Source organism: Massilia sp. 01N417 (assembly GCF_056399645.1).
In genome coordinates, this window is record NZ_JBFTRS010000032.1 from 38,471 (window position 1) to 56,359 (window position 17,889).

Sequence of the window (17,889 nt, forward strand, 5' to 3'; positions counted from 1 at the left end):
TTATTGCCATAGTCTCTTGCCGAACATAAGACTAGTCGTCGCCCCCATGTAGGTTCTATGCATGATGTTTTGTCAGTCCAGTCCTACTAGAGAGAAACATTCAAAGCGGGCTAGTTTTAGCCACCTGGAAATGGCCAAAGTGCATTAAAACGATTTCGCGCTCAGCCGTATAAGCCGATTTGGCAACGGCCCGGTTTCCCTTGAGTTCGTCAGGAACATACGCGGCGGTATCCACGTTTTCCCTGGTTAATGAGAAATTGCGAGCCGCCAAGGTGGAAGCCCGACTTGTCCTACAGCGGATTTCAAGACAAACCGCATGAGACTCGGTAAAATCGAGGGTTTATGCAAAGCGCCGCGAAGGCGAGACCATGTCCAACGAAACCGCAGCAAGTACTCCAGAAACGGCCGACGATATCGCCGTTGCTCCATCGGCCAAATCCGCCGCGCAGATCGCGCGCGAGGTCCAGCGCCGCCGCACCTTCGGCATCATTTCCCACCCCGACGCCGGCAAGACCACGCTCACCGAAAAGCTCCTGCTGTTCTCGGGCGCGATCCAGCTGGCCGGCACCGTCAAGGGCCGCAAGAGCGGACGCCACGCCACCTCCGACTGGATGGACATCGAGAAGCAGCGCGGCATCTCGGTCGCCTCGTCGGTCATGCAGTTCGAGTTCCGCGATCACGTGATCAACCTGCTCGACACCCCGGGCCACCAGGACTTCTCGGAAGACACCTATCGCGTGCTGACCGCGGTCGACTCGGCCCTGATGGTGATCGACGCCGCCAAGGGCGTGGAAGAGCAGACCATCAAGCTGCTGGATGTTTGCCGCATGCGCGACACCCCGATCGTCACCTTCATGAACAAGATGGACCGCGAGACCCGCGATCCGCTGGAACTGCTCGACGAGGTCGAGTCGGTGCTGAAGATCGAGTGCGCGCCGGTGACCTGGCCGATCGGCATGGGCAAGAACTTCCGCGGCGTGTATCACCTGCTCAAGGACGAGATCATGCTGTTCAAGGCCGGCGAGGAAAAGGCCGACGGCGACTACGAGATCATCAAGGGCATCGACAACCCGCGCCTGGCCGAGATGTTCCCGATGGAGATCGAGCAGCTGAAGATGGAAGTGGAGCTGGTCCACGGCGCTTCGCACGTGTTCGACCTGGAGCGCTTCCTGTCGGGCGTGCAGACCCCGGTGTTCTTCGGTTCCGCGATCAACAACTTCGGCGTCCGCGAGATCCTGTCGGCGCTGGTCGACTGGGCCCCGGCCCCGCGCGAGCGCGACGCCACCGTGCGCGCCGTGAAGCCGGACGAGCAGCCCTTCTCCGGCTTCGTCTTCAAGATCCAGGCGAACATGGACCCGGCCCACCGCGACCGCATCGCCTTCCTGCGCGTGTGCTCGGGACGCTTCGAGAAGGGCATGAAAGTCAGGCACCTGCGGCTGGGCAGGGAAGTGAAATTGTCGTCCGTCGTGACCTTCATGGCGTCCAGCCGCGAACAGGTCGAGGAAGCCTACGCCGGCGACATCATCGGCCTGCCGAACCACGGCAATATGCAGATCGGCGATAGCTTCTCCGAAGGCGAGCTGCTGACCTTCACCGGCATCCCTTACTTCGCGCCGGACCTGTTCCGCAACGTGCGCATCCGTAATCCGCTGAAGATGAAGCAGCTGCACAAGGGCCTGCAGCAGCTGGGCGAAGAGGGCGCCGTGCAGGTGTTCAAGCCGGTCATCGGCAGTGAGCTGATCCTGGGCGCAGTCGGCGTGCTGCAGTTCGAGGTGGTCGCCAGCCGCCTGCTGAACGAGTACGGCGTCGACGCCGTGTTCGAGGGCTCCAGCATCAGCAGCGCGCGCTGGGTCTCCAGCGACGACAAGAAGGCGCTGTCCGACTTCGAGACCGCGCTGGCGCCGCAGGTGGCCTACGATGCGGCCGGCAACCTGGCCTTCCTGGCCACCTCCGGCGTCAACCTGCGCCTGACCCAGGAGCGCTGGCCGAAGCTGCAGTTCCACGCGACGCGCGAGCACGCGGCCAAGCTGGACTAATCGCTGACTTTGATCGTGGGCACGGTGTGCCCACCCTACGATGTCTGTGTCCGGGACGTAGGGTGGGCACACCGTGCCCACGTGAAGATTACGCCTGCGGTTTGCGCAACAACGCCTCCACCACGCTGCCCACCCAACACACCACGAACACCCAGCCGCTGAGCGTCACCGCCCAGGAAGTCGGCTGCGCATCGACTTTCGCCGCGATCGCGGCCGGATCCAGCGGCACCGAACCCGACAGCACCTGGCCGGCCACCGCATTCGCCTCCTCCAGCGCGAAATCGAAATAGACGAAGCCGGCCACCAGCGCAGGCACGGCGAACAGCAGGGCCAGGCGGCGGCGGCTCAGATACCATTGGCCGACACCGGGGAAGACCAGCGCCGACAGCAGGGCGGCGGCCCCTTTCGAACGTTTCATGTGATTCCTTTCCGAACCCGGCTGTTTGAGTTATCGCAACTGTCATTGTGCCGGACAGCGTAGATTGCTTCAATGCACGTCAATTTCGTGCTTACCAGAAATGGTTGAGCGACATTGTTCACTGGGAGGAGACCATGACGCTTGCAACTTCTCATCCGGAAGTCCGCTGAGATGCTGGCCCGACTGCGGATCGGCCCCAAGCTGCTGCTGGCGCCCGGCGTCGTGCTGGTGCTGCTGGTGCTCCTGTCCTGCGGCGCCTATCTCGCGATGCTGCGCCAGAACGATTCCCTCGACACCATTGTCCAGCAGCGTGCCACCCACATGCGGGCAGCGTCGAACCTGGTGGCGTCGGCGCAAAAGGCCCATGCCCAAGCCTACCAGATCCTGACCTGGATCAGCGGCAGCTTTCCGCGTACCCGTGTCGAACCGCTGGTGCGCGACGTCCGCCAGCAGCATGAGAACATCGGCCGCGGCCTTGCCGGCCTGGCACGCCTGGTTCGGGACGGCCCGGCGCGCCATCGCGAGGCCGAGCTGCGCCATGTCGAGCAGGCCGCCGGCGCCTGGCGCCTGTACGTGGCCGCGGTGGACGACGTGATCGAGATCGCCCGCGAAGACCAGTCGATCAGCGCCAGCGCGATGAGCAGGGCGGAGCGCGCCTTCGTGGTGGTGGCCGAGCGCCTGACCGAGCTGGCGCGCCGCGAGCAGGAACTGTCGGAAAAGGCGTCGAGCGAGGCGGCCGACGACTTCAGGGCGATCGCGATCCTGATGCCGATCGTGATCGTCCTGTCGATCGCCGCCTCGCTGGCGATCACGATGGCGGTGCGGCGTTCCTTGCTGGGCGAGATCGGCGCCATCGACGCCGCCGCCAGCAGCCTGGCCAGCGGCGACCTGACGGTGCGCGCCCGGGTCGACGGCGACGACGAGATCGCCGCCACCTCGCGCGCGCTGGACGACAGCATCCGCAACCTGAACCTGTCGCTGAGGACGATCCTGGCGTCGGCGCGCTCGATCGGCTCGGCTTCGCGCGAGATCGCCCTCGGCCGCGCCGGGCTGCCGGCGCGCGCCGGCGTGCGCGCATCGCTGGAACAGACCGCGACCTCGATGCAGGACCTGGCGGCGGCGATGATGGAAACCGCCGACTCGGCACGCCATGCCAACCGCCTCACCGAAGCGGCGAGCAGCGCGGCCCAGCAGGGCGGCAGCGTGGTGCACCGGCTGGTGGCGACCCTCGAAACCGTGCGCCGCTCCGCCACCCGCCTGGACCAGATCGGCGAGGCGATCGAGATCGCCTGCGGCCGGGCAGGCAGCCTCGCCCTCGGCGCGGCGGTCGAGGCGGCCGAGGGCGGCCCGCAGGCATGGCGCTTCGCCCAGGCTGCCTGCGAGGTGAGGGCGCTGGCCGGACGCGCGGTGGCGGACGCACGCGAGGCGCGCGAACTGGCGCGCGAAGCGATGGCGGCGATCGAGGGCGGAACCGGGATCGCACTGGACGCCGGTTCCAGCATGGCGGACCTGGCCAGTTCGGTGCAGGAGGTCGGCGACATCGTCGGCCGCATCGGCAGCAGCAGCGCCGCGCGCGCCGAGAACCTGGCCGGCGTGAACCAGGCGATCGTGCGCATGGACGAGCTCACCCAGCAGGGCACGCGGATGGTGGAAGAGGCGGCGATGGCCGCGCGCACCCTGCAGCAGCAAGCGCTCAGCCTGTCGCAGGCGGTGGCGGCCTTCCGGCTGGATGAAGTCGCGCAGGCGGCGGAGACCGGAAATGAAGACGGGGCCGCCGGGACGCCGGACAAGCGTCCCGGCAGCCCCGGGCACCCGTATCTCCGGCTGGCGAGCAGCCGGAGAGGCAAGGACTAGTTACTCGTAATCCTCGATCGGCGCACAGCCGCAGAACAGGTTGCGGTCGCCATACACGTTGTCGGCGCGGCCGACCGGCGGCCAGTACTTGCGCTTGCGCAGCGACGGCACCGGGAAGGCGGCCACTTCGCGCGAGTAGCCGTGCTTCCAGTCGTCGGCGGTGACGACTTCGGCGGTGTGCGGCGCACCCTTCAGCGGATTGTCCATGCGGTCGTACTCGCCGCGCTCGACTTTCACGATCTCGGCGTGGATGGTGATCATCGCCTCGATGAAGCGGTCCAGCTCGACCTTCGATTCCGACTCGGTCGGCTCGATCATCAGCGTGCCCGGCACCGGGAAGCTCATGGTCGGGGCGTGGAAGCCGAAGTCCATCAGGCGCTTGGCCACGTCTTCGTTGCTGATGCCGGTCTGTTCCTGCAGCGGACGCAGGTCGATGATGCACTCGTGCGCGACCAGGCCGTCGTGGCCGGTATACAGCACCGGGTAGTGCGGGGCCAGGCGGCGTGCGATGTAGTTGGCGTTCAGGATCGCGGTCTCGGTGGCGGCGGTCAGGCCTTCCGCGCCCATCATCGCGATGTACATCCACGAGATCGGCAGGATCGAGGCCGAGCCGTAAGGCGCGGCGCTGACGGCGCCGATGCCGGCTGCGGTGTCCGAACCTTCGCGCTGGTAGCCGGTCGACACATGGTTCGGCAGGAAGGGCACCAGGTGGGCGCCCACCGCCACCGGACCGACGCCCGGACCGCCGCCGCCGTGCGGGATGCAGAAGGTCTTGTGCAGGTTCAGGTGGCTGACGTCGCCGCCGAAGATGCCGGGGCCGGCCACGCCGACCAGGGCGTTCATGTTGGCGCCGTCCACATAGACCTGGCCGCCGTGCGCGTGCACGATCTCGCACAGTTCCTTGATGCCTTCCTCGAACACGCCGTGGGTCGACGGGTAGGTGACCATCACGCAGGCCAGGTTGGCGCTGTACTGTTCGGCCTTCTTCTTCAGGTCTTCCAGGTCGACGTTGCCGTTCTCGTCGCAGGCGGTGACCACCACCTGCATGCCGACCATGCTGGCCGATGCCGGGTTGGTGCCGTGGGCCGAGGACGGGATCAGGCAGATGTTGCGATGGCCTTCGCCGCGCGACTCATGGTACTTCTTGATGATCAGGAGACCCGCGTATTCGCCCTGCGAACCGGCGTTCGGCTGCAGCGACACGCCGGCGTAGCCGGTCACGGCGCACAGCATCTGCTCGAGCTGGCCGATCATCTCGCGGTAGCCGACGGTCTGGTCGCTAGGTGCGAACGGGTGGATGTTCGAGAATTCCGGCCAGGTGACCGGGATCATCTCCGAGGTCGCGTTCAGCTTCATGGTGCACGAGCCCAGCGGGATCATGGTGCGGTCCAGGGCCAGGTCCTTGTCGGCCAGCGCGCGCAGGTAGCGCAGCATCTCGTGCTCGGCGTGGTAGCGGTGGAAGGTCGGGTGGGTCAGGTAGGCGCTGGTGCGCGACAGGGCGGCCGGGAAGGCGTCCGCGGCATCCTTGTCCAGGCTGTCGAAATCGACGGTTGCGGTCTTGCCGGCGGCTTCGCCGAAGATCTTCGCCAGCAGCTCGATTTCTTCACGGCCGGTGGTCTCGTCCAGCGACAGGCCGACGTGGCGCGCATCGATGCGGCGCAGGTTGACGCCGTTCTCGACGGCGATGCGGTGCACGTCATCGGCCTTGTCGGTGACGACCGTCAGGGTGTCGAAGAAGGTCTCGTTGGCCAGCTGGTAGCCTTGCTGCTGCAGGCTTGCCGCCAGGATGCCGGTGTAGCGGTGCACGCGGCGGGCGATCTGTTCCAGGCCTTTCGGACCGTGGTAGATGGCGTACATCGAGGCCATCACGGCCAGCAGCACCTGGGCGGTACAGATGTTCGAGGTCGCTTTTTCGCGGCGGATGTGCTGTTCGCGGGTCTGCAGCGCCAGGCGGAATGCCTTGTTGCCCTGGGCGTCGACGGTGACGCCGGCCAGGCGGCCGGCCATGCTGCGCTTGTAGTCGTCGCGGGTGGCCAGGTAGCCGGCGTGCGGGCCGCCGAAACCGAGCGGCACGCCGAAGCGCTGGCTGTTGCCGACCACGACGTCGGCGCCCCATTCGCCCGGCGGGGTCAGCACGGTCAGGGCCAGCAGGTCGGCCGCGACCACGACCATCGCGCCCATCGCATGCAGCTTCTCGCAGGCGTTGCGGTAGTCGCGCACGTCGCCGTTCACGCCCGGGTACTGCAGCAGCACGCCGAAGCAGGGGTCAAGCAGGTTCTCGATGTCGGCGGCGGCAATGGTGCGCACTTCGACGCCGATCGGGTTGGCGCGGGTGCGCACCACTTCGAGGGTCTGCGGCAGCACGTCGTCGGCCACGTAGAAGACCTTCGAGGCCGACTTGCCGACGCGCTGGATCAGCGTCATCGCTTCGGCGGCGGCGGTGCCTTCGTCCAGCATCGAGGCATTGGCGATGCCCATGCCGGTCAGGTCGGTGATCACCTGCTGGAAGTTCAGGATCGCTTCCAGGCGGCCCTGCGAGATCTCGGGCTGGTACGGGGTGTAGGCGGTGTACCAGGCCGGGTTTTCGAAAATGTTGCGCAGGATGACCGGCGGGGTAAAGGTGCCGTAGTAGCCCTGGCCGATCATCGACTTCATGACCTTGTTCTGCGAGGCGATGCTCTTCAGCTTCGCCAGCGCGGCCTGCTCGGGCAGCGGATCGAAGAACTGGCCGAGCTCCAGCTTGTCCTTGCGGCGGATGTTGGCGGGAACGACGGCATCGATCAGGGCGGCGCGGCTCTGGTAGCCGAGGACGGACAGCATGGCTGCCTGTTCGGCGTCGGACGGACCGATGTGGCGCGGGATGAAGCCATCGCGTGCTTCGAGTTGGGTCAGGCTGGTGCGGGTCATGGCGGAAGTCGAAAAAGAGGAATCGAGGCGGGAGTGATCGACGTCGTCCCCGCAAAGGCGGGGACCCAAGTCTGGTTGAGGCTAACGTGACATATGCAGAACTTGGATTCCCGCCTTCGCGGGAACGACGTCGAGGCTACGGAAACGACGGGGGTGATTAACCTTCGGTGGTCTTGCCGTAAGCCGCAGCATCCAGCAGGCTGTTGATCGCATTCGGATCGCTCGGCTGCAGCTTGAACAGCCAGGCGCCGTAGGCGTCGGCGTTGATCGAGTCCGGGGCGTCGGCGGTGGCCTGGTTGACGGCGGTGACGGTGCCCGAGACCGGGGCGTAGATGTCGCTGGCGGCCTTGACCGACTCGACCACGGCGGCGTCGTCGCCGGCGGTGAAGGTCTTGCCGACCTGCGGCAGTTCGACGAACACGATGTCGCCCAGCGCGTCCTGTGCGTATTCGGTGATGCCGACGGTAACGGTGCCGTCAGCTTCTTGACGGACCCACTCGTGGGACTCGGTGTATTTCAGGTCGGCTGGGATGTTCATGCATGGCTCCTAATGAGAGATGAGGCTGTAAGTATACGTTGTTCTTTGCGGGCTGCGAATCAGGAAGCCAGCACTTTGCCGTTGCGCACGAACGGCAGCTTGACCACCGAGGCGGCCAGTTTCTTGTCGCGGATTTCGACGTGCACGGTGTCGCCCACCTGCACTTCGACCGGCACGCGCGCCAGTGCGATCGCCTGCTGCATGCTGGGGCTGAAGGTGCCGCTGGTGATCTCGCCGGCGTTGCCCGAGCTTGCCACGACCTTCTGGTGGGCGCGCAGGATGCCGCCTTTTTCGCGCAGGATCAGGCCGACGAAGTTCTGCTGCTGGCCCTTTTGCTGCAGGGCTGCCTTGCCGATGAAGTCGCGCTCCGATGCCAGGTCGACGGTCCAGGCCAGGCCGGCGTCGAGCGGAGAGACGCCATCGTCCATGTCCTGGCCGTACAGGTTCATGCCGGCTTCCAGGCGCAGGGTGTCGCGGGCGCCGAGGCCGGCCGGCTTGACGCCGGCTGCCAGCAGGGCGTTCCACAGGGCTTCGGCTTGCGAAGCCGGCACGCCGATCTCGAAACCGTCTTCGCCGGTGTAGCCGGTGCGCGCCACCATCACTTCGCCGAACGGGGTGCCGTCCACGATCGTGACGTTGAAAGGCTTCATCTCGCTCGACGCGGCCTGGGTGGCCGGCAGCACCTGCCAGACCTTGGCGCGGGCGTTCGGGCCCTGCACGGCGATCAGGGCGATGCCGTCGGCGGAGAGGTCGGCGCGGCGCGGTGTGATGGTGATGCCACTGTTGGTGGCGTCGTTCTGCTGGCGGATCCAGGCGATGTCCTTCTCGGAGGTGCCGGCGTTGACGACCAGGCGGAACCAGTCTTCGCGGAAGAAGTAGACGATCAGGTCGTCGATCACGCCGCCTTCCGGATTGAGCATGCAGGAGTACAGGGCCTTGCCCGAGGTCTGCAGCTTGTCGACGTTATTCGCGAGCAGGCCGCGCAGGAAGGCGCGCACATTGGCGCCGTGCAGGTCGACCACGCACATGTGGGAGACGTCGAACATGCCGGCATCGAGGCGGACGGCATTGTGTTCCTCGATCTGGGAACCGTAGTTGACGGGCATGTCCCAGCCGCCAAAGTCGACCATCTTGGCTCCCAGGGAGCGGTGTGCGGAATTGAGCGGGGTCGCTTTGAGCGTCATGGCGTGAGATCCTCGGACAGATTGAATAGGGTTCAGGCACGTGGAAACATTCCACATGCATGTCGCACCCCTCTGTCCTCGGTACCTGAGAGATAGCGGTCGAAACCGCCTGCCCCTTCGGTGGGCCCGACTGGGCCGCTCTCCAGAGTTGGTCCACGGCGCTTGCATCGTGCATTAGCGCTGTGTCCCCCGACCGGTCCGGTTGCCTGAGAGTTTTCGGGTGATGCCCCTTCGGCGGCAGCCTGCGCTGCGCTCTCCCGGTCAAGACTGCGAAGGATATGCGAGGCGTGCGGGGAAGTCAATCAGAGGGGAGGGCGCGCACTATTGCAGTGCGTCCACACGGGCAAAAACCCGTCCTTTGTTACACTTGGCCTATGACCCTTGTGACAGAAGAGACCTACTATGAGCGAAGATCAAGTAAAACAGCAAAAGGAGGCGTGGTTCACGCTGTCCGGTGACGTCAACAGCGATATGGTGCATCGCGTCTTCGAGGCGGTCGCCGAGATGACCGAGAGCGGCATCGAGACCGCCCACGTGCTGCTGCAGTCGAACGGCGGCTATGTCAGCGACGGTCTGTGCCTGTACAACTTCCTGGCCAATGCGCCGGTCCAGTTCGTCATGTACAACGGCGGCGCGGTGGCCTCGATCGCCGTGATCCTGTTCCTCGCCGGGACCCGCCGCTACGCCAGCGAGACGGCGCGCTTCATGATCCACAAGTCGCATGCGACCGCCTCGCCGGGTTCGCGTCCGGACGCCCTCAACATCATCGTCGAAGGCCTGCGCGCCGACGATGCCCGTACCGAGTCGATCCTGCGCAAGCACATCGAACTCACGCCCGAGCAGTGGGGCATCCACCAGTACGGCGACCTGCACCTCAACGGACGCGACGCCAAGACCGCCGGCCTGGTCAACGAAGTGAAGGACTTCGCGCCGCCGAAGGGCGCGCCGCTGCGGAATATCTGAAAACGACAGGGCCCGGGATGGTTTCCCATCCCGGGCCCACTCACTTACGGCCTGGGCCGGCTGGTATCGGCCGGATCAGCGGTTGCCGTCGTTCTTGTGGCTCTGGCGGCCGGCAGCGGCATGCTGCTCGGGGGTGCCGCCACGGGTGCTGCCCGAGCGCGAACCCGAGCCCGAACCCGACTGCTTGTTACCGTCATTCTTGTGGCTTTGACGGCCTGCTTCCGCATGCTGCTCCGGGGTGCCGCCACGGGTGCCGCCCGAACCGCCCGAACGCGAGCCCGAGCCCGAACCCGACTGCTTGTTGCCGTCATTCTTGTGGCTCTGCTGGCCTGCCTTCACGTGCTGCTCGTGGGAACCACCCTGGTTGCCCGATTTGCTGTTGTTAGCCATGATCATTCCTTTCTAAAATTGGAAAGTCCTGCTTACCGAAGCGTTAGCGTTTCCGGTATTGCAATAATGCGAGCCCGGCAGTAGATGTGGTATCGGATCACGTCGTGTGGTCTTGTAGGAATTAGACCAAGCGATAAAAAATAAAATTCCCATGCACCTCGCTTTTTCGCGAAATTTATTCCCGTAAACTGCTTTGCTTATAGATAAGTGGCAATATTTTATTGTTGAGTTAACTCGACGGTAGCACGTTTGTTTCATTGGAAGTCCGAGCGCCGCCGATGCCGCGATCTGCAGAATGTGATTGCCATGTGGAAATTATGTGCCACAATAGAAGCAAGCAAGCCACAGCACCCACCGTCCACCATGTCATCCAGCCGAGTCCAGAGTCCGGCAGCGCGTCAGGCCGCCTCGCAGCAGCAGGCGGTGCTGGAGTCGCTCGTCGGTATCGCAGCCGGCCAGCTCAAGGAGCAGCTCACGCCGATGATAGGCCGCTTCAGCGCGGCCCTGGCGGACGTCGACCAGCCCGGCCTCGACACGCGCGACGTCTACCGGCGCGTACGCTCCGCCAAGCTGCTCAGGGAAAACAGCTACGCCTTCTTCCACCTGGCCAGCACCGGCATCGAACTGGCCCTGCGCCAGGAACTCGAGCGCCTGCGGCCCCGGCATGCCGCCGGCAAGGCCGCACCCGCCACCCTCAGCCTGGTGCCGCTCGAGGTCATGGACAGCAAGGTCGCCTTCGGCGCCATCACCCGTCCCTTCGACATCGCCCATTCCGAGCAGCTGGCGACGCTCTCGGTCCGCCTCGGCCTCTTGCTGGGCAAGGGTGTGCTGCGCGCCGACGCCAATCCCTTCCGCCCGGAAGTCTTCCTGAAGGCCCTGGAAGAAGCCTGGCGCGAGTTCGAGCCGGAAGAAGAGTCCCACGACCTGATGCAGGGCCTGCTGCGGCCCGAGCTGGTCTTCGATTTCGCGCCCCTCTACGAAGCTTTGGGCGAGGCCCTGACCCGCAAGGACGGCCAGCCCGGCTCGGTCGAGGCCTACCGTATCCAGAAGACCGACGACGCGGCGGCGGCCCGCGCGGCGCGCGCCAGCGGCAAGGCGGCGCTGGCCGAGCAGCTGCGCAAGCTGTTCGGCGACGATGGCGACGGGCTGCCGGCCGTGCCGCTGATTCCCGAACTGCCCGAGATGCCGGCGGGGAGCGGCGGCTGGCGGCCCAGCGCGGCGGCCGGCTTCGCCCAGGCCGGGGCGCCGCAAGAAAAGGGCGAGGCCAGGCCGGCGCCGGGCTTCGCGGCCGCGGCGCAGCCGGGGGCGAGTCCGGGTGCGCAGCCAGTCGGCCGCGCGGTGAACGGCGGTGGCGAGGTTTCCTTCGCGGGCGCGGGCGTTGCCTTTGGCGTATCGCCGGGCGGCGCAATTTCCGCCTCCGCCGGCCTGCCGCTCGTTGCCGGCCTGCCGCAGGACGGGGTCGTCCTGGTCCCGGGCCAGGTCGCACCGCTGCTGGAACTGCTGGCAAGCATCGAGCCGACCCTGCAGGCCCGGGGGCAAGCCCAAGGTCAGGCGCAGTCCGCGGGCATGGTCCCGGCCACGGCCGGCGGGCTGCCGCACGATGTGTTCTACCTGCCGCGCTTCGCCCAGAGCCTGCCCAAGGGCAGCCTGTCGCGCGGCGACGAAAGCACGCTGGGCCTGCTGTCGCGCGTGTTCGAGACGGTCCTGCTGGACGACAGCATCCCGTCCCAGACCCGCGAGCTGCTGCGGCTGCTGCAGGTGCCGGTGCTGAAGGCGGCCCTGCTGGACAAGAACTTCTTCTTCGAGGAAGCGCATCCGGCGCGGCGCCTGGTCGACCTGTTGTCGCGCATGGGCTGGGAGCAGCGCAAGGACCTTGACGATCCGCTGTTCCAGCTGATGCAGCGCAGCGTCGAGCGGGTCGGCGGGGCCGGCGAGGCGGGTGCCGAAGCCTTCGCCGCAGCGGTGGCCGAACTCGAGGCGGGCATCGCCGCCGAGGAAGACGCCCAGCAGCAGGCGATGGCCGGTCCGGTGGCCAGCGCCCTCAAGCAGGAAAAGCTGCAGGTCGCGAGCCGCGCCGCGCGCGATGCCGTCGCCTTGCGCGTCCAAGCCGGCGACGTCGAGCAGGTGGTCAGCGGCTTCCTCGAAGAGCGCTGGACCACGGTCATGACCTTCGCCTACAGCATCGAGGAAGACAAGCCGGGCGCGGTCGGCAACGCCACCCGCGCGATGGACGACCTGATCTGGAGCGTCAAGCCGAAGCAGACCCAGGAACAGCGCAAGACCTTGATCGGCAAGCTGCCGCGCCTGCTGTCGACGCTGAACAAATGGCTGGATGCGATCAAGTGGCAGGACGCCGAGCGCCTGCAATTCTTTGCCCGCCTGGCCGAATGCCATGCGTCGATCGTGCGGGCGCCGATCGAACTGTCGCCGGAACGCCAGCTCGAACTGGCCGTCGAGGCGGCCCAGCAGGATGCGCTGCGCCGGGTCGAACTGGAGCAGCTGGCCGCCGAACAGGAAGAGGCGCGCCAGCAGATGATCTCGCCGGTGGACGGCCTGGAGCGCGGCATGTGGTTCGAATTCCGCACTCTTGATGCGGCGCGCAAGGTCAAGCTGGCCTGGGTCAGCCCGCTGCGCACCCTGTTCATCTTCTCCGGCGCCGGGCGGCGCGAGGCCTTCTCGCTGTCGGCCGAGAAGTTTGCCGAACTGCTGCATGCCGGCACGGCCCGCGTGCTGGCCATCGATGGCGTGGTGGGGCAGGTGCTGTCGGAGGCGATGCAGGCTGGGGCGGTGAACGATGCGTCGATGAAGGTGGCGGCCGCTTAGCCGTCGTTCCCGCGAAAGCGGGAATGACGTTCGCACGGCGCAGGCCACTGCGTGCTCTCCCATCCGCGCATCCTGCGCTATAGTCGAGCCGACCCATCCACATCCTCGACTAGCCATGATCTGGTGGTACCACCTCTCCGCCCTCGGCGGCCTGAACGTCACCGCATCGCTCGCCGTCGCCATCGCCGCCTGGCTGGTCGGGGCGCGCTGCTGGCGGCTGGCGCTGGCCTGGTGCCTGCTGTTCGGCGCGGCGATCCTCATCGCGGTGGCCAGCCAGGTGGCCTTCCTAGGCTGGGGCATCGGCGTGCGCGAGCTCGAATTCACCGGCTTTTCCGGCCATGCGACGCGCGCCGCCGCCGTCTTTCCGGTCGCGCTGTTCCTGCTGATGGAAAGGCGCGGCTTCAGGCGCGAGGACCGGCGCACGCAATCCCGGCCGGGTGGCCGGGACCGGCGCGCAGGCGGCTGGCTGCGCGCTGCCGTGCTGGCCGGCGCGGTGCTGGCGGTGGCGGTAGCGGCGGCCCGCGTCGAGGTCGGCGCCCACTCGGCCAGCGAAGCGGCGGCCGGCTGCCTGCTGGGCCTGGCCTGCGCCGGACTCTTTATCGCGCGCACCCGCAGGGCCGGCGACAGCCAGCCCCAGCCGCTGCTGCTTGGCCTGCTGGCGGCGACCCTGCTGCTGCCGCGCGCCGACCCGATCAATTCCCACCAGTGGCTGACGGCGGCCGCCCTCAAGCTGTCGGGCAGCGACCGGGTCTGGCTGCGCACCGGCTGGCAGCCCGCCAGCAACCCGTATGTGCCGCCGTGCGCCCCGGAGAGGCGGCGCTTCGGCGTGCTCTGTACCTGACTCAGGGCAGTGCGCGGAGGAAATCAGGACACCGCAGGCGTCCAGAGCGGAATGCGACGCCAAATCTTGGCCGTAAAGCAAGGAACAGATGGTATGATGCGGTTTTTCACAGCTCCCACTCCACCCTGAGCAAACGTGCGTCTATCCTCCATCAAATTGTCGGGATTTAAGTCTTTCGTCGATCCCACCAATTTCCAGGTGCCGGGGCAACTGGTCGGCGTGGTCGGCCCGAACGGATGCGGCAAGTCGAACATCATCGACGCCGTACGCTGGGTGCTGGGCGAATCGAAAGCCTCCGAGCTGCGTGGCGAGTCGATGCAGGACGTGATCTTCAACGGCTCGACCTACCGCAAGCCGGCCGGGCGCGCCTCGGTCGAGCTGGTGTTCGACAACAGCGCCGGCAAGGCGGCCGGCCAGTGGGGGCAGTATGCCGAAATCGCCGTCAAGCGCACCCTGACGCGCGACGGCACCTCGACCTATTACATCAACGGCCAGCCGGTGCGCCGGCGCGACATCCAGGATATCTTCCTCGGCACCGGCCTCGGCCCGCGCGCCTACGCCATCATCGGCCAGGGCATGATCTCGCGGATCATCGAATCGCGCCCCGAGGAGCTGCGCGTGTTCCTCGAAGAGGCGGCCGGGGTCTCCAAGTACAAGGAGCGGCGCCGCGAGACCGAGAACCGTTTGTCCGACACCCGCGAGAACCTGATCCGCGTCGAGGACATCCTGCGCGAGCTGAACGCCAACCTGGAAAAGCTCGAAGCGCAGGCGGCGGTGGCGAACCGCTTCCACCAGCTGCAGGCCGACCAGGAAGAAAAGCAGAAGCTGCTCTGGCTGCTGCGCAAGAACGAGGCCAAGGCCGAACAGACGCGCTGGTTCCTCGAGATGGAACAGGCCCAGACCGGCCTCGAAGAACAGAACGCGAAGATGCGCCACCTCGAGCTGGAGCTCGAGCGCATGCGCCAGGCCCATTACGCCACCGGCGACCGCCTGCACGCGGCCCAGGGCGAGCTGTACCAGACCAATGCCGAGATCGGCAGCCTGGAGGCCAGAATCAAGTTCGTGGTCGAGTCGCGCACCCGCCTGCAGAACCAGATCGGCACGCTCACCGCCCAGCGCGAGCAGTGGCTGAACCAGGCGCGCGACACCCAGGAACAGATCGAGGAAGCGGAATACCGTCTCGAAGAACTGGCGGCCCGTGTCGAAGGCGCGCAGATCGCCGTCGAGGCCCAGAACGAACGCCTGCCGGAGCTGGACGCCGCCTGGCGTACGGCCCAGGAAAAGACCACCGAATCGCGGGCCCGCATCATGCAGGTCCAGCAGCGCATCGAGCTGTCGTCGGCCCACCAGCGCAATGCCTCGAACATCCTGGCGACGCTCGGCACGCGCCGCGAGCGCCTGCAGCAGGAGCGTGGCAACCTGAACCTGCCGGACGCCGGCCACCTCGACAACCTGCGCATGCAGCTGGAAGAAAAGCAGCTGCAACTGGAAGAGCACAACCTGTTGCTGGAGGAAGCCGCCAGCCGCCAGGAATCGAGCGAGCAGGAACGTCGTGAAGCCCACGCCCAGGTCCAGCAGGAGAGCGCCGCCAATGCCAAGCTGGAAGCGCGCCTGTCGGCCCTGCGCCAGCTGCAGGAACGGGTCCAGACCCAGGGCAAGGTCCAGCCCTGGCTGCAGAAGCACGAACTCGACAAGCTGCCGCGCCTGTGGCAGAAGCTCGACATCGAGACCGGCTGGGAGACCGCGCTGGAATCGGTCCTGCGCGAGCGTACCGGCGCGCTGGAGATCTCGAACCTCGACTGGGCGCGCGGCTTCTTCGGCGATGCCCCGCCGGCCCGCATGGCGCTGTACACGCCCTCGGCCGGCGCCGCGGCTGCGCACGACCATCACGGCCTGAAACCCTTCGCCAGCCTGCTGAAGCTGAACGATCCGGGCCTGCGCGGCCTGCTCGACGACTGGCTGCACGAAGTCTACGCGGCCGACGATCCCGGCACCGCCCTGGCCCAGCGCGAGCGCCTGCCGGAAGGCGGCTGCTTCGTGACCCCGCACGGCCACATCGTCAGCCGCTCCAGCGTGCGTTTCTACGCCGCCGATGCCGAGCAGGACGGCGTGCTGGCGCGCCAGCACGAGATCGACAACATCACCAAACAGCTTCGCGCCCAGGCTTTGCTGCTGGACGAGGCGCGCAGCCGTTCCACCCGCGCCGACGCCGCCGTGAGCGAGCTGCAGCGCCGCCTGCAGGATGGCCGCCAGAAGGTCGCGACCCTGCAAAGGGAAGTGCATACGCTGCAGATCGAGGTCGTGAAACAGGCCGAGGTCGAGGCCCGCTTCAACCAGCGCAGCGGCCAGATCTCCGCCGACCTCGACGAGATCGCGGCCCAGGAAGCCGAGCAGCGCCAGATCAAGATGGAGGCCGAGGCCGAGTTCGAAGAGCTGGACATGGAACTGGCCGAGCTGCAGGGCGCGCACGAAGACGGCCAGAGCGCCTTCCTGGACAAGGAACGCGCCTTGAACGAAGCACGCGACAGCTTGCGCGAGCTGGAACGCGCGGCCCAGGAAGCGGTGTTCGCCGAGAAGACCCAGCGCACCCGCATCGACGAACTGCGCCGCACCATCGCCACCGCCAACCAGCAGGCCGAACAGGTCCTGGAAAGCATCGGTAGCGGCAAGATGGAGCTGGCAGCGCTGGAATCCGGCACCGCGGCCGAAGGCCTGCAGGAACTGCTGGCGCGCCGCACCGCCCAGGAACAGGCGCTGGCCGATGCGCGCCACGAACTCGACCAGCTCACGCAGCAGCTGCGCGCGGCCGAGGAAGCACGCATGGCGGCCGAACGCAGCCTGCAGCCGCAGCGCGAACGCATCACCGAGATGCAGCTGAAGGAACAGGCCGCGCGCCTGAACCAGGAACAGTTTGCGGAAGCCTTGAGCGCGACCGGCGCCGACGAGGCCGAGCTCTCGGCCAAGCTGAATCCGGAGATGAAGCCGCAATACCTGCAGGGCGAGGTGACGCGCCTGACCAATGCGATCACGGCGCTCGGCGCGGTGAACCTGGCGGCGGTCGAGGAACTGGCCCAGGCCACCGAGCGCAAGCGCTTCCTCGATTCCCAGAACGCCGACCTGCAGGAAGCGATCGCCACGCTGGAAGGCGCCATTTCCCGCATCGACCGCGAGTCGCGCGACCTGCTGCAGGATACCTTCGACCGCGTCAACGCCAACTTCTCGGAGCTGTTCCCGATCCTGTTCGGCGGCGGCACCGCCAAGCTGGTGATGACCGGCGAGGAAATCCTCGACGCCGGCGTGCAGGTGATGGCCCAGCCGCCGGGCAAGAAGAACGCCACGATCCACCTGCTGTCGGGCGGCGAGAAGGCGCTGACGGCGACCGCCCTGGTGTTCTCGATGTTCCGTTTGAATCCCGCGCCGTTCTGCCTGCTCGACGAGGTGGACGCGCCCCTGGACGACGCCAATACCGAGCGCTTCTGCCGCATGGTCAAGCGGATGTCCGACCATACCCAATTCCTCTTCATCTCGCACAACAAGATCGCGATGGAGATGGCCAACCAACTGATCGGTGTGACGATGCAGGAGCAGGGCGTATCGCGCATCGTGGCGGTGGACATGGAGTCCGCCGCGAATTTTGCACAAGAGGCACAAGCAGCATGACAGATTTAGAGATGAGCCTGGTTGCCGCGGGCGGCGTGTTCGTGGCCGGCGTCTTCGGTTACAACAAGTGGCAGGAGTACAAGGCGAGGAAGAGCGTCGAACGTGCCTTCGCCTCCGACCATGACGACGTCCTGATGAAGGGCGGGGCGGCGCCCGAACGCGGCGTGGCCGAGCCGGTGCTGGGCGAGACCGGCGCCGTCGGCCGCCACGAGCCGGTCCTGGACGCCAACGTGGATGCGCCGTTCGCCGAGCTGGCCGGGGCCGATGCCGTGGCC

11 protein-coding genes, 1 pseudogene and 2 riboswitches are annotated in these 17,889 nt (G+C 66.7%); of the genes and pseudogenes, 7 read left to right on the forward strand and 5 right to left on the reverse strand.

Annotated elements, in window-relative coordinates; genetic code table 11:
* The first annotated feature begins 368 nt into the window (after window positions 1-368).
* Window positions 369-2,036, forward strand: a complete 1,668-nt coding sequence (locus AC1DOQ_RS25265) for a peptide chain release factor 3 (RefSeq protein WP_477370596.1) — start codon at window positions 369-371, stop codon at window positions 2,034-2,036.
* An 88-nt stretch (window positions 2,037-2,124) separates the two neighbouring features.
* Here AC1DOQ_RS25265 and AC1DOQ_RS25270 read toward each other — a convergent pair whose 3' ends face one another.
* Window positions 2,125-2,454: a hypothetical protein gene (locus AC1DOQ_RS25270; protein WP_477370599.1), complete on the reverse strand. Its 330-nt coding sequence runs from the start codon at window positions 2,452-2,454 to the stop codon at window positions 2,125-2,127.
* 171 nt (window positions 2,455-2,625) lie between these two features.
* Here AC1DOQ_RS25270 and AC1DOQ_RS25275 point away from each other — a divergent pair, with 171 nt between their 5' ends.
* Window positions 2,626-4,308 (forward strand): methyl-accepting chemotaxis protein, encoded by a 1,683-nt coding sequence (locus AC1DOQ_RS25275; protein ID WP_477370601.1) that lies wholly within the window; start codon window positions 2,626-2,628, stop codon window positions 4,306-4,308.
* On the opposite strand, the gene gcvP is transcribed toward AC1DOQ_RS25275, so the two are convergent.
* The 3 genes from gcvP to gcvT all read right to left on the reverse strand — a co-directional run bounded on the left by gcvP (window position 4,309) and on the right by gcvT (window position 8,937).
* Entirely contained in the window at window positions 4,309-7,215 is a 2,907-nt protein-coding gene (gene gcvP / locus AC1DOQ_RS25280; protein WP_477370603.1) for an aminomethyl-transferring glycine dehydrogenase, read from the reverse strand.
* A 157-nt stretch (window positions 7,216-7,372) separates the two neighbouring features.
* Entirely contained in the window at window positions 7,373-7,753 is a 381-nt protein-coding gene (gene gcvH / locus AC1DOQ_RS25285; protein WP_477370606.1) for a glycine cleavage system protein GcvH, read from the reverse strand.
* 59 nt (window positions 7,754-7,812) lie between these two features.
* Window positions 7,813-8,937, reverse strand: coding sequence for a glycine cleavage system aminomethyltransferase GcvT (gcvT, locus tag AC1DOQ_RS25290; RefSeq protein WP_477370609.1), 1,125 nt, complete (start codon window positions 8,935-8,937; stop codon window positions 7,813-7,815).
* Window positions 8,938-8,999: 62 nt separating this feature from the next.
* Window positions 9,000-9,093, reverse strand: a riboswitch (glycine riboswitch).
* A 28-nt stretch (window positions 9,094-9,121) separates the two neighbouring features.
* Window positions 9,122-9,207, reverse strand: a riboswitch (glycine riboswitch).
* A 132-nt stretch (window positions 9,208-9,339) separates the two neighbouring features.
* Between gcvT and AC1DOQ_RS25295 the strand changes: the two genes are divergently transcribed.
* The gene (locus AC1DOQ_RS25295) at window positions 9,340-9,900 is read left to right on the forward strand and encodes an ATP-dependent Clp protease proteolytic subunit (protein ID WP_477370612.1); all 561 of its coding nucleotides are present in this window, start codon (window positions 9,340-9,342) and stop codon (window positions 9,898-9,900) included.
* A gap of 75 nt (window positions 9,901-9,975) precedes the next feature.
* On the opposite strand, the gene AC1DOQ_RS25300 is transcribed toward AC1DOQ_RS25295, so the two are convergent.
* On the reverse strand, window positions 9,976-10,290 hold the full coding sequence (locus AC1DOQ_RS25300; protein ID WP_060567171.1) for a hypothetical protein: 315 nt from the start codon (window positions 10,288-10,290) through the stop codon (window positions 9,976-9,978).
* A 363-nt stretch (window positions 10,291-10,653) separates the two neighbouring features.
* Between AC1DOQ_RS25300 and AC1DOQ_RS25305 the strand changes: the two genes are divergently transcribed.
* The 4 genes and pseudogenes from AC1DOQ_RS25305 to AC1DOQ_RS25320 form a co-directional block, all read left to right on the forward strand.
* A complete protein-coding gene (locus tag AC1DOQ_RS25305; RefSeq protein ID WP_477370615.1) occupies window positions 10,654-13,113 on the forward strand; it encodes a DUF1631 family protein in 2,460 nt (819 codons plus the stop codon).
* Between the two features lie 115 nt (window positions 13,114-13,228).
* Window positions 13,229-13,954 (forward strand): phosphatase PAP2 family protein, encoded by a 726-nt coding sequence (locus AC1DOQ_RS25310; RefSeq protein WP_477370618.1) that lies wholly within the window; start codon window positions 13,229-13,231, stop codon window positions 13,952-13,954.
* Window positions 13,955-14,089: 135 nt separating this feature from the next.
* Window positions 14,090-17,614 (forward strand): chromosome segregation protein SMC, encoded by a 3,525-nt coding sequence (gene smc, locus AC1DOQ_RS25315; protein ID WP_477370621.1) that lies wholly within the window; start codon window positions 14,090-14,092, stop codon window positions 17,612-17,614.
* A pseudogene (locus tag AC1DOQ_RS25320) lies at window positions 17,611-17,889 on the forward strand (cell division protein ZipA C-terminal FtsZ-binding domain-containing protein); the annotation flags it as partial. The gene smc and the pseudogene AC1DOQ_RS25320, both read left to right, overlap by 4 nt.